7 protein-coding genes, 1 tRNA gene and 1 pseudogene are annotated in these 13,163 nt (G+C 60.7%); 7 read left to right on the top strand and 2 right to left on the bottom strand.

What is annotated here, in order from left to right; genetic code table 11:
• Positions 1-1,394: DUF222 domain-containing protein (locus K728_RS22425; protein ID WP_272944201.1), on the bottom strand; the 1,394-nt coding region annotated here is incomplete at its 3' end.
• Between the two features lie 488 nt (positions 1,395-1,882).
• Between K728_RS22425 and K728_RS0117855 the strand changes: the two genes are divergently transcribed.
• The 3 genes and pseudogenes from K728_RS0117855 to K728_RS19935 all read left to right on the top strand — a co-directional run bounded on the left by K728_RS0117855 (position 1,883) and on the right by K728_RS19935 (position 4,579).
• Positions 1,883-1,954: transfer RNA gene (locus K728_RS0117855), tRNA-Gln, on the top strand.
• A 91-nt stretch (positions 1,955-2,045) separates the two neighbouring features.
• Entirely contained in the window at positions 2,046-3,596 is a 1,551-nt protein-coding gene (gene glmU, locus K728_RS0117850; protein ID WP_024477533.1) for a bifunctional UDP-N-acetylglucosamine diphosphorylase/glucosamine-1-phosphate N-acetyltransferase GlmU, read from the top strand.
• Positions 3,593-4,579, top strand: a pseudogene (locus K728_RS19935) (ribose-phosphate diphosphokinase). The gene glmU and the pseudogene K728_RS19935 overlap by 4 nt, the downstream one beginning before the upstream one ends.
• 30 nt (positions 4,580-4,609) lie before the next feature.
• Here K728_RS19935 and K728_RS0117840 read toward each other — a convergent pair.
• Entirely contained in the window at positions 4,610-5,923 is a 1,314-nt protein-coding gene (locus tag K728_RS0117840; protein ID WP_024477532.1) for a UDP-glucose dehydrogenase family protein, read from the bottom strand.
• A 332-nt stretch (positions 5,924-6,255) separates the two neighbouring features.
• Here K728_RS0117840 and K728_RS0117835 point away from each other — a divergent pair, with 332 nt between their 5' ends.
• The 4 genes from K728_RS0117835 (at position 6,256) to K728_RS0117820 (ending at position 12,829) form a co-directional block, all read left to right on the top strand.
• The gene (locus K728_RS0117835; RefSeq protein WP_024477531.1) at positions 6,256-6,879 is read left to right on the top strand and encodes a 50S ribosomal protein L25/general stress protein Ctc; all 624 of its coding nucleotides are present in this window, start codon (positions 6,256-6,258) and stop codon (positions 6,877-6,879) included.
• Positions 6,880-6,898: 19 nt separating this feature from the next.
• The gene (pth, locus tag K728_RS0117830; protein WP_024477530.1) at positions 6,899-7,486 is read left to right on the top strand and encodes an aminoacyl-tRNA hydrolase; all 588 of its coding nucleotides are present in this window, start codon (positions 6,899-6,901) and stop codon (positions 7,484-7,486) included.
• Positions 7,487-7,823: 337 nt separating this feature from the next.
• A complete protein-coding gene (locus tag K728_RS0117825; RefSeq protein WP_084442943.1) occupies positions 7,824-10,148 on the top strand; it encodes a helix-turn-helix transcriptional regulator in 2,325 nt (774 codons plus the stop codon).
• Positions 10,145-12,829 (top strand): helix-turn-helix transcriptional regulator, encoded by a 2,685-nt coding sequence (locus tag K728_RS0117820; protein ID WP_024477528.1) that lies wholly within the window; start codon positions 10,145-10,147, stop codon positions 12,827-12,829. The genes K728_RS0117825 and K728_RS0117820 overlap by 4 nt, the downstream gene beginning before the upstream one ends.
• Positions 12,830-13,163: the final 334 nt, after the last annotated feature.

The following is a 13,163-nucleotide window of genomic DNA, read 5'->3' as shown; positions in this document are numbered from 1 at the left end:
GTGGTGTGGTCGAGTTCGCAGAACACCGCCAACCGGTTACATCCCGGATGCCGACACGTCCCGTCCCGGACCCGGACCGCATCCTTCAGGTCCTGCGGGACCCGGTACGTGGTCGCATCAGCGCCTAACCTGGCCCCGGTAAAGGGGTGGGTGAGGATCCTGGTGAACGATGGTGCGTGCCCGGCGAGCTTCCGTGCCGTCTCAGGATCAATCGGACCGTACCCTTCCAGTTCACCCGGGGCATCCCCGCCGAGGAGAGTCATCACCGGGACCGTGACGAACACCTTCGCCTGCACACCCCAATACGTGCTCGCCTCCCCCGACTGACCCGACCCGTCGCCACTGTTGGACCCGTCGCCACTGTTGGACCCGTTGGACCCGGTCGACGCGTTATGACCGTTGCCGCCGCTGCCGCCGCTGCCGGGTTCATGATCGCTCCTGGGCGCGGAATCTGCGGGCACGGAATCTGCGGGCACGGAATCTTCGAGCCCGCTGGTCCCTCTGGCCGGGCCACTCAGGTATCCGGTGGGTCCGGCACTGGTGAGGACATCCACCAGAACATCGGCCCTGAGTTGGGTGAGAGTCCTGGCCTCGTCCGGGCCCTGCAAGGCCCGGGCTGCGGTGTCGACGCGGTGGAAGATCCCGGCGGCCTGTTCGGAGGGTAGGAAGGCTTGGAGCCAGGCCATCCCGTCCTGCGCCGGGTCCAGATACACGCGCCGGTCCTGGAGGGCTTTTTGGCGCCGGAGGGTGATTGATTCGGGGTGTAGGGCTTCGCGTAGCCGTTGGGCTTGGCGGGTGAACTTCGCGACCGTGGTCTGACACGCCAGGCCGATGAGGTGGGCTTCGAACGCGGCCCTCACCGCTGGGACGGTGTTGGGGATGCTGGTGGCTTCCTGTACCACGGCGGTGGCGTGGCGTTGGGAGAGCTTGCCGTCCTCCAGGGCGCGTAGCGTGGCCGGATACTCACGGGTCAGTAGTTCACTGGTCTCCAGGAGGAACTCTGCGGTCCGTTCCGGGATGCGCAGTGCGGCGCTGATCTCCGCGCTGGCCAGGGCATGAATACGGTCCAGGTCTTCGACCCAGGGGTGTTCCTCGGCGATCAGGTCATGAAGATGGGTGGCCGCTTTGGCTTCCTGCGCGTCGACCCAGGACCGCAACACTGCGAGCGTTTTGAGTAGGTTCACGGTCTGCTGAGCGTTCAACGTCACCATCGCCGCGACCGACACCTGGCCAGACAACGGCAACGGAGCCCCCGGACCGGTCGGATTCGTCGGAGCGGTCGGAGCGGTCGGAGCGGTCGGAGCGGTCGGAGCGGTCGGAGCGGTCCAGGTCGCTTCCCCGCCCAGCGGACCGCCCGGACCGTACCCACCCGCATTCCCCGAAGCAGTGTTCACGGACCCGCTCTCGAAGACGGAACCGGGGCCAGAATCCGGGCCAGAACCGGGGCCGGATTCGGGGGAGAATCCCGATCCGGGAGCAGAAGCGTCGCTGCCTTTCATACCTTTATTCCATCATCGCCTACTGACAAAATAGGGGCCGATTCAGGGCCACCAAAAAAACTTTTTCAACTCTTTTTCGGGCCCACATAACCAACACCGGACCGCCCCCTGGGCACCCGCTGCAACGAGAGATGCAGCGCATCAAGGTGCACGAGTCCGCTGCAGTTCACTTCCTGGTGGGAGGGAAATACTGTGTTAGGGCCCATGTGCAGGTTCCATGCTGGAAGGGATGGCCCGCAACCGAGGAAACCCGGCGAGGTGACTCTGCCCACTTCGCCACGGACTGACCGGATGGGGGCTACCAAGTCGCAGGATGCCCCCGACTCGTGGCAAACTGGATAACCGCGCTTCGGGACGGAAATTAGTCAGTTCCTTCAGCGCAGTCCGCCCTGGTGTAATGGCAGCACCCCAGCCTTTGGAGCTGTGGAGTATAGGTTCGAATCCTATGGGCGGAACTGTCGGGCGGTAGTGCCGCGGGTAGTATTGCCGGTGTGAGCCTGTACTTTTCCGGTTGACAGAGAAACTACAGGCAGGAGTGTCTCCTCAATGGGTCCGCAGACCTCAAACACGCATCCCCAGGTATCAGACTCAGAGGCAGGAGCACTTCGCCCGGCCGCTGTCATCGTGCTCGCCGCGGGCGCGGGTACCCGGATGAAATCCCGTACACCGAAGATCCTTCACACTCTGGGCGGGCGATCGATGGTGGGGCATGCCATGGCCGCGGCCAGGGGAGTGGTCCCCGAGGCAATGGCTGTCGTGGTCCGGCACGAACGAGACCTCGTCGCCAGCCACATTGCCAGCCTCGACCCGGGAGCGGTCATCGTCGACCAGGACGATGTGCCAGGCACCGGTCGAGCAGTTCAGGTAGCGCTTGACGCACTTGACCGGGCCGCCGGGGCGCCCCTTGAGGGAACCATAGTTGTCACCTACGGAGACGTGCCGCTGCTGACAGCCGACACTCTCGCTCAGCTGGTTGAATCCCACTCGACCAAGGACAACGCGGTGACCGTGCTGACCGCCGTTCTTGAGGACGCTACCGGCTATGGGCGGATTCTGCGGGCCGCCGACGGCACTGTCACCGGCATCGTCGAGCACAAGGATGCCACCGACGCCCAGCGGTCCATCAACGAGATCAACTCGGGCATCTACGCGTTTGACGCGGCAATTCTGCGCAGCGCCCTCACCTCAGTCACCGCAGGGAATTCCCAGGGCGAAATGTACCTGACCGATGTCCTAGGCATCGCTTCAGACCGGGGCGGCAGGGTCGCCGCCGTCGTCTCCGACGATCCTTGGCAGGTAGAGGGAGCCAACGACCGCGTGCAGCTGGCAGCCCTCGGCGCCGAGCTCAACCGCCGCACCCTGACCCGATGGATGCACTCCGGTGTGTCAATCATCGACCCCGCCACCACCTGGATCGATACCTCGGTGCAGCTGGCAGAGGACGTCACTATCCTGCCTGGCACCCAGCTTCACGGCGCCTGCGAGATTGCGCGCGACGCCGTCGTCGGCCCTGACACTACCCTCACCGATGTGGTGGTGGGGGAAGGGGCGACAGTGCTTCGGACCCATGGATCCGGTGCCGCTATCAGCGCCCGCGCCACCGTTGGCCCGTTCACCTACCTGCGACCCGGAACGGTCCTCGGTGAGGACGGCAAGATCGGGGCCTTCTACGAGACGAAGAACGTCATCATCGGTCGCGGATCGAAGCTGTCACACCTCGGGTACGCGGGGGACACCGAGATTGGTGAGGACACAAACATCGGCTGCGGCAACATCACCGCCAACTACGACGGCGTCAACAAGCACCGCACCACCATCGGCAGCAATGTCCGCACCGGTTCGAACACCGTCTTCGTCGCCCCGGTGACAATCGGCGACGGCGCCTACACTGGCGCCGGCGCCATTGTGCGCAACGAGGTTCCGCCGGGCGCACTTGCCGTCAACGTCGCACCCCAGCGCACCGTCGAGGGCTGGGTGCAGGCCAAACGCCCCGGCAGCTCAGCCGCAAACGCGGCCCAAGCGGCCGCTCCCGAAAAACTTGCCACCGGTGAATCCACCAGCAGCATCACCAGCACTGACGAAAGCGACCGTTCATGAGTGAGATCACCGCACGCGGCGAGAAGAAACTGGTCCTGGCCTCTGGCCGGGCCCACCCGGAACTTGCGGAGGAAATTGCTGCAGCACTTGGCACCGAGCTGCTGCCCATCTCCGCCTACGATTTCGCGAACGGCGAGATCTACGTTCGATCCGGCGAGAGCGTGCGCGGCACCGACGTGTTCGTTATCCAGGCACACCCGGCGCCCCTGAATAACTGGCTGATGGAGCAGCTCATCATGATCGATTCGCTGAAGCGTGCATCGGCCAAACGGATCACTGTTGTCTCCCCGTTCTACCCCTACGCCCGGCAAGACAAGAAGGGACGCGGCCGCGAACCGATCTCCGCGCGGCTCNCTCGTCGCCGACCTGTACAAGACGGCCGGCGCCAACCGGCTCATGTCCGTTGACCTGCACACCTCGCAGATCCAGGGCTTCTTCGACGGTCCCGTAGACCACCTGATGGCCATTCCGTTGCTCGCTGACTACATCCGCACCCGGGTCGACGCCGACAACGTCACCGTGGTGTCCCCCGACACCGGCCGGGTCAGGGTAGCCGAGCAGTGGGCCGAGCGGTTGGGCGGGTCACCGCTGGCTTTCGTGCACAAAAGCCGCGACCTCACGGTTCCCAACCAGGCCGTCTCCAAGCAGGTAGTGGGTCAGGTCGAGGGACGGACTTGTGTGCTGATCGACGACATGATCGATACTGGCGGGACCATTTCCGGGGCGGTCCAGGTTCTGAAGAACGCGGGCGCCAAGGATGTCATCATTGCCGCGACCCACGCCGTGTTCTCGGACCCGGCGGCCCNCGCCGTCTTTCCGAGTCCGGCGCCCGCGAGGTAGTGGTGACCAACACCCTGCCCATCCCATCCGAAAAGCGGTTCCCGCAGCTCACCGTGCTCTCAATTGCGCCGCTGATCGCGCGGGCAATCCGTGAAGTGTTCGACGACGGATCCGTCACCAGCCTCTTTGACGGCAACGCCTAGAGTCGACTGATTGGGGTATCGGGATGGCCGTTACGGCCGCCCGATACCCTGGTAGGTCCACCCAGCGGCCCGCCACTGGACTGGATCCAGAACGTTACGTCCGTCAAGAATGTTTTTGCTCGTTACCTGCGAGGCCAGGTCCGCCGGACTCAGCGAGCGGTACTGATCCCATTCAGTCAGGACCAGCAGGGCGTTGGCTTTGGTGACTGCCGCATTGAAATCGGGCTCGTAGGTTAGCTCCGGGAAACGACCCTTCGCATTACTCAGAGCCTCCGGATCGGTAACTGTCACGTCAGCGCCCTGAAGCTGGAGTTGGGCAGCGATGCTGAGTGCGGGGGAGTCCCTGACGTCGTCGCTATTGGGCTTGAACGCTACCCCCAACACAGTGATCCGTTTCCCGAGGAGCGATCCGCCCACCAACTGGCGGGTCAGCTCGACGACCCTGATCCGACGTCGGAGGTTGATGTCATCCACCTCCCGAAGGAAGGTCAGGGCCTGATCAGCGCCGAGCTCGCCCGCTCGTGCCATGAACGCACGAATGTCCTTGGGAAGACAGCCCCCGCCAAAACCGATGCCCGCGTTGAGGAACTTGCGGCCAATCCTGTCGTCCATCCCGATAGCGTCCGCCAGGAGGGTGACATCCGCTCCCGCCGCGTCGCATACTTCCGCCATCGCATTGATGAAAGAAATCTTGGTTGCCAAGAACGAGTTCGCCGCCGACTTGACCAGTTCAGCGGTGGCATAGTCGACAACCAGCCTCCTGGTGCCCAGCCCCATCGGTCCCGCATACACCTCATCAAGCAGCTCGGTGGCCCGATGCCCGTCCTCGCCGGACGGCACTCCGTACACCAGTCGGTCGGGGCTAAGGGTGTCCTTGACGGCGAAGCCCTCCCGCAGGAACTCAGGGTTCCACGCCAGGGTGGCTTCGGGAAACCCCTCCAACAGGTCATCGGCGAGCCGCGCAGCAGTGCCCACTGGAACCGTTGACTTCCCGACCACCAGGTTTCCGGCCTCAAGCGCATCAACGAGCGAGGAGAACGCAGCGTCCACGTATTTCAGGTCGGCGGCGTATTCGCCCTTCCGCTGCGGTGTCCCTACGCAGAGGAAATGCACCTGCGAACCCCGGGCATCCGCGATGTTTGAGCTGAATTTTAGCCGGCCGGTTTGGAGGACTTCGTGAAGAAGCTCCGGCAGGCCGGGCTCGAAAAAGTGGGACCGGCCAGCCTGGAGTTCGCTGATCTTCCGCTCGTCCACATCGATTGCGACGACTTCGTGTCCCAACTTCGCCATGCAGGCCGCGTGAACTGCGCCAAGGTACCCACAACCGATAACAGATATTCGCATGCTGATCCTTCGTACGGCCTGTCCGGGTTTCGTCGGGAAACCCGCCGGGCGTCCTCGATTTCAACGGTATGTGTCACACATTAGAGGATCATGAGGAACACCAGATGACGACGCCGGCTTCCGGGCTTCGGCGGTGTCCTTCCGGACGCTCAGGGTGCTGTAGGATTGAACGCGATGCCTAGGCGAGGGAGCATCCCGGTACCTCCGGGAATTGTTCCGTGATCGACGGTGGCTAGTGACGAGAGTCCAACACTAAGCGTGTTGACTGTTTCTAGACAGATGCCGATCGTTTGCCCAGCAACGATCCACTACTCGTCAACACAGGAGACTCAATGTCTGACCTCACGCTCCCCGCAGAAGTACGCACCGAATTCGGCAAGGGTGCAGCACGCCGCGCACGCCGCGAGGACAAAATCCCCGCGGTCATCTACGGCCACGGCGCCGATCCCATCCACGTTCTGCTGCCCTCCAAGGCCACCACGCTGGCACTGCGGACCTCCAACGCCCTGCTTACCCTCGACGTCGAAGGGGAAAAGCACCTCGCCCTCGCCAAATACGTGGTCCGCAACCCGCTGAAGCGCATCGTCGAGCACCTTGACCTCCTGACCGTTCGTAGCGGCGAGAAGGTCACTGTTGACGTCTATATCCACGTCGAAGGGGAACTGGCACCGGGTGCCGTCATGAACCTTGAGCACACCTCGGTTGAGGTTGAAGCAGAAGCAACCCATTTGCCGGATTCGCTGACCGTCAACGTCGAGGGACGCACCGTCGGCGAGCACATCCACGCCTCAGACATCGAACTGCCGAAGGGCGTCACCCTGCTGATCGAAGACGACACCCTGATCGTCAACATCAGCGAGCCGACCGTCCAGGACCTCGGCGAAGATGACGAAGAGACAGTCGCAGAAGGCGACGTTGTAGCTGCCTCCGGCGAGAAGTCAGAAGAAGGCGAGTAGCCACTTCTCCGGCGCGTTCATGGCGACTGACTCCTGGCTTGTAGTCGGGCTCGGCAACCCCGGTCCCGACTACAGGCATAACCGGCACAATGTGGGACAGATGGTTCTCGATGTCCTGGGCGCCCGGTTGGGCGGAAAGTTCAAAAGCCACAAAGCTCATGCCGCCGTGCTTGAGGGGCGGCTAGGTCTGGGTGGGCCGCGGTTGGTGCTCGCCAAGCCGCTGACCTTTATGAACCTGACAGGTGGCCCGGTGAACGCGCTGTGTCGGTTCTACGACATTCCCGCCGAGCGCGTTATCGCGGTGCATGACGAGATTGACATCGACTTCAGCACGGTCAAGCTGAAGACCGGTGGCGGTGAAGGCGGACACAACGGGCTTCGCGACATTTCCAAGGCACTCGGAACCAAGGATTACCTTCGGGTCAGGGTCGGAGTGGGTCGCCCGCCAGGCCGGCAGGATGCGGCTGACCACGTGCTCAGGGACTTCAGCTCGGTCGAGAAAAAGGACCTCGCGTTCCTTCTGGAAGATGCGGCCGACGCGGTGGAATCTCTCATCGTGGAGGGCCTTGTCAGCGCTCAGCAGAAGTTCCACTCCGCTGGGAAATAGCGTATAAAGTAAGTTGACAACCACCGGTCAGGGACAGCCAAAGCCCAAACCGCGTCAGGCCTACTAGGCCCCAAATACGGGGGCCGACGTTGGGCGGCCTCTGAGACTGGGCCACCCCCATCCCAACGTCGGTCCCTTTTTGTTGCCCTGGAACTTCTCCTGCCAGGCCCATGAAGCCGAGGTGCCGATTCGGCGTGTAATCGGGGCTAAGGATCCGAGTAGTCGTTGCGTGATGCCGCTCGGAAAATCGAGTAGTCGCTACTCATGCGCGCGATCAGCAAGGATCCTATGGTGATCAGTACTTCACACGCTGGGAACGCGAAGGGCTGGTCTCTCCATGAGTTTCGACCTTAATACGTATGTTTACCAAACCCCCCTATCATCACCGGGCTGTCCCCCGACGAATATGGTTTCTGGTGCAGGACAGGTTCAGCCGCCAACGGCGGGGATCCGCAGACAGCTCGCGGATTCAGTATGCGACCAGTTGGTTAATGAATCCGGCCCTCCTGGGGTGATTATCGTGGGTGAGGCCGGAAGCGGCAAGACGACAGTACTGCGATCGGTGATTGACCGTTTGCGATCGAGTACTTGCATTATTCATTTACGTGGCTCGAACCACGATACCCAATTGCGCTACGGCGCCTTGCGCGTACTACTTGCCGACTTGCCCGTCAACATTCTGGAGCACCCAGTACGGGTAATCACCGGCCTGACCCAGTTACTCGAAGAGCGTGCGTTAGGTCTCCCCAAAATTATTGTGGTCGACGACTCTGAGCTTCTTGATGAGGGTTCTGCAACCGTGCTGGGGCAGTTGGCTCAAACGGGATCAATTCGGCTACTCGCCGCCTGCGATAATCTTTCAAAAGCGCCAGTTTGTTTCCAGGATCTTTGTCGGAAGCAAACTCTTGCTCAGGTCAATCTGGCATCGATGACTCAACAAGATGTGGCCGCCGATATGAAGTCCGCTTTAGGGGGAGTGGTGTGTCGGGCGGCCTCGCTTTTTCTTCATCGGCAGAGTGGAGGAAACCCCCGGCTTCTGAACGCACTAGTAGACGACTACCTCTCCTCGGGTGCGCTGCGCTGTGTCAGTGGAGTTTGGGTGCTGACTGCTGCCGAGGTGGATCTGGGTCCGGCATCGGCCCGCATAGTGATGGACCAGATTGCAGCTCTCGAACCGTCGCAGCAGCAGCTGCTTGATGGCCTAGCGGCGGCCGAGGCTACTCCCCTGGCCGCAGTTGCGGCAGATCAATTAGGTGATCTGGATGCACTTCACGAACTGAAGATGGTGTCGATCGAGAGGGATCATCGGGCTGTCGTCTCGGTCACTGGCCCCCTGCTCAGGGATGCCCTCCTCGGGAGAGCTAGCCGGGTCGATCTGCGGTGGGCAGAACAGACAATCGGTTGGGACCCATTGTCTGCCCGGACAGAGAATGATCTCGCGTCCGCGGGACACTTGAACCGCGCGTATCGAGCAGCTTACGACGGCGATTATCGTCGGACTATCGACGAGTTGACGTCGCCGACGTTTGATCCTTATGCAATTGATCGAGGCGAGCGTCTTCAGGTATCCATTCTGATGTGTGAAGCCTTAGCTTTCACCGGCCGAGAGGATGAGGCAAGAGAGACAGCGAAGGCTTTTGCCCCTTCTCGCCTTTCAGACGGCCGGCCGCAGTTGGCACGAATTGCCGTCACGTTGGCAACGCTGGAAGCAGTGAGTGGAGACATGACGGCGATGCTCGAGGTGGCGGGGCGACACCTCGGTGGGGCGGGACGAAGCACCGGAACGTATGAAGAAATCGTCGAGGGTTTGGTCCACGCTGTTGGAGGCCGTCCCATTGAGGCTGAAAGTTTCTTGACTCCGGCTCTGTCCCAGCTTCAAATATCTGATCCTGGTGGGGTAACTCCGCTGGTCGCTGCAGCCTTAGCCTGGATTACCTCGGAAGATTCCCCAGAGCGCGCAGAACGATATTTACTGGCGGCCTCTAATCCGTCCAATAAGGTGCCGTGGATAGTGCGAAGACTAACCAAGCACTTTGCCGCATTGGCTTTGCAGGGCATTGTTTCCGCTGATAGAGCTGCACTTGCATTGAAGGCCCTCATTGAAGAAGACGGAGAGCGGGGAAACTCTTTCTGGCAACTGCTGACGTTGTCCCACGTACTGAGGCTCGGGGACCAGAGTGTGGCACGGTCGGTTATGAAACTGGGAGTGACCTGCCAGGGGCGCTACGCATCTCTTTGCGCGCTGTATGCCAAGGGGGTCGAGACGGAAGACCCCGATCTGGTGTTGGAGGCAATGGGCATAGCCCGGACAAATGGTGACCTGCCATTTGCCCGTGACGCCGCCGCAGCAGCGACTCAGCTCGCTGATCAGTCGGAATGTGCCGGGCTTAGGGCACATGTCGCTGACCGGGTGCGCGGGATTATTGGATCGACCAGTACAGCTCTAGGGGCACGCCGACAGCTAGCATCCCTAACGACGCGCGAATTAGAAGTTGTGAAAGCAATGGTGGAGGGCACTACCAACCGGGATCTTGCAACAACTTTGGGGGTCAGCGTCCGCACCGTCGAAGGGCATTTATATCGTGTCTACACAAAACTGCACGTCCGGACGAAGTCAGAGTTGCTAGCCAAAGTTGCACTCAGCGAGGTAACCACACAATGAGCATTCAGGCCGAACCTGGCGGGCTTATTGGTCGCGAAAGGGAGGTTGAGGAGATTTCGGCGAGCATTATGAACCCGACCATTGGTGGTGTTTTGGTCTGTGGCCCCTCGGGCATCGGTAAAACGGCAGTTGTAGACTCCGTGCTGGATCGGTTGAAGTCGAAAACCTTATCGGTTACCGTTTACGCCGATTCAACCCTTAGATGCGTTCCCTATGGTGCGCTGGCGCCGGTGATCGGGGGTCAGTATCTATCCGATGTAGGCTCGCCCCTTTCAGTACTCCGCCTCATCAAATCGGGTCTTCGGACAACCGCAGCTAGCGATCTTCGGCTGCCGGTGTTGGTCGTCCTGAGGAATGCCCACCACCTAGATGAGGATAGCGGTCACCTACTAGGACAGCTTGCGGTTGCCGGGGAAATTCGGCTGCTAGCAGTTTCCGATGAACCCGGGGACAAACCCATAGAACTTCATGAGCTTTGGCGGGATGGACTAGTCAAGCGGGTTGACCTCGCGGCACTTAGCCGTGATCAGACCGCTCGACTCTGTCAGCAGCAGCTTGGAGGCACAGTCAGTGCAGGCACTGTAGCTTTGATTTTTGACTGGTCTCAAGGGCGCCCCTACCTTGCCAGGGCGCTCATCTCCCACTTCATCAGCGCTGGGGCCTTGGTTGAGACAAACGGTGTCTGGTTAATCTCCTCTACCCCGGAGTCTTTAGGTGATGTGCTTCTTGATCGTGTGAAGAATATCCTCAACGAATGTAGCCCGGCCGAACGCCAGGTGGTGGAAGCGGTTGCATCGGTGGGATGCATGCCCGTGGCCCTTGCTGGGAAAATTCTGGACGCGGTTGCGATGGACGGAGCGTTTCAGCTCAATCTTCTGGCCTACTCAAACCATCATGGCGGCGCCAAGAGTTGCATAACAGTCGCACCAAAGTTGTATGGAGAAGTTATTACAAGCCTCATGCCACCGGGCAGGCGTGTCCAGATCATTCGATGGCTCCAAGAATCGGTGGTGGGTCAGAGTGAATTGGAGGCCGTCTGCGCCAGTACCCTCGTTACATTCAAGTTGGAACTTGGCTACTCCGTTGACGATCACGATTTGCTAGAAGCGGCACGGCAGGCGAACAACGGTTATGCGCCCGGCCTTGCTGAACGTTTTTCTGCGGCAGTAACCTCACGTCAATTCGCCATTGCTGCTCGGGTAGAAAACGCGCGGAGCCTGTTGGGCCTTGCCGACATTGAAGCCGCAGCGTCCGAAGTTTCTGGCCTGATCGAAAGCGCAACAGATGTGTACGCCCTTTGTGCGGCGGCGGTCACCGAGGCACAGATTTACCTGCGAGGTGGGGGAGGGCCTGATGGTCTCCTGGCCATAGCGGGAAGGTGGACTAAAGCCGGACATCGACTGCCTCCAGAACAGTTCTTTCACCTCGAGCGGGGCTCTGCGGTCTTGAAGAATTTAGCATTCAGCCTCGCAGGGGATTATGCCGCCGCCATTTCGGGGCTTCGGCAAATAGTTGAGGAACACTCACCGGAGACTCTCGCTAGCGGTTTTGCCCGGGTGCTACTTGGGGAATTGTCGGCGATCACAGGGCGCGCATCCGATGTTAGTGGAACTGTGTGGCGAGCAGTTTCGGAGACAAGGCCCGGAGGACTGATGGCTGATCACTATCGGGCTATCATCACCCGACAGGGTGTGCTGTCGGTGCAGATCAGAGACGACGCAGCAGTCGCCCAATTACTGCAATGGCATGAGCAGAACGCTCCGAAACAGGTTCAATACTTTGGCGGGGAAATGACGGCTATCGAAGGAATGATGGAGGTTCGACGCGGGCGAGTAAGAGCTGGGTGTGAACTACTGGCCGATGGAATCGAAGTGTTGCGATATTCCGATCCAGAATTGGTGCTGCCACTGGCGCTCGGTACTGCCGCTTTTGCTTGGGGACTTGTCGGCAGGCTGGACAAGTCCACCTCCTATGCACACGATTTAGATGCGCTCCCCTACCAAGGAGACCTACCCCGGCGGCTGGTCTCCAATGCCTATGTGACAGTTGCACGGTCGTGGCCCGCCGTGAATGCGCCTGATTTATCGGTCGTGGTGGCACGGGCCGATCAAGCCCGGTCCCTCGGATTAGTCCACGCTGAAGCCGAGATTCTTGAGATTCTTTTTTTGTTGCAGCATCCAGTGCCGCAGCAGCGATTTCGAACTGTCTCTGAGCGCATTGACGGAATCGGCTCTGAAGCTGCTTACATTATGGCTGAGGTGGCCGAATCAAACGATCCAGCTCGATTCACCGCAGCTAGTGATCGGGCGCTAGACAGTGGTCTGCTGCTGCTAGGTGCTGAATGTCTCGCCAGGGCGGCCGTCTGCTATAACCGTCTGGGGAAGTGGAGGGCCCAACACGCTGTATTACAGCGATTGCGCGGGCTGGGTCACACGCTCGGGGATGTCCGCACAGCTGCGATTAGTGACAACGCAATGGCCCGGGTCGCGCTAACCCGGCGCGAAAAGGAGATCGCCGCCCTCGCTGCAGAAGGGGCTGCTACAAGCGAGATAGCGCACAGCCTCACGGTGTCTCCCCGGACAGTAGAGGGGCATCTTTACCGGGTTTATTTGAAGCTTGGTATCAGCGGTCGTGACGAACTGATGCGGGGATTCGTTTCTGCAGGAGTTACGCCCAAATAGTAGGCGCGTAACGCTGTTCCGCCTTGAAGTAATCGCGGCCCGTAATACGAGTAGCTCCTACCCGTGTGTGGTCACCGGTCGTTTAATTACGCTTCAGTAGTCTCCCAAAGCAGGGCGCGCTGGCGAAATACCGTTCGCCTGCGGTGGTGGACCCACGGTCGGGCCGGCGGCGGACAGCCTCCTGAGACCGGGCTGACCCCAGCCCGTCGTCGGCCCCACCTTGATAACCACAGCATGCGACAGATAGTTGTTCCGGCAGGTGGCTGAGAGATATGTCATCCTTTTTAGTGCCTTATTCATCGATCCAGCGTATCGTTATGGTCTAATGCGGTCG

Origin of the sequence: Arthrobacter sp. CAL618, from assembly GCF_000468215.1 — a bacterium.
Classification (GTDB): domain Bacteria; phylum Actinomycetota; class Actinomycetes; order Actinomycetales; family Micrococcaceae; genus Arthrobacter_D.
This window is presented reverse-complemented; position numbering and strand designations above follow the sequence as displayed.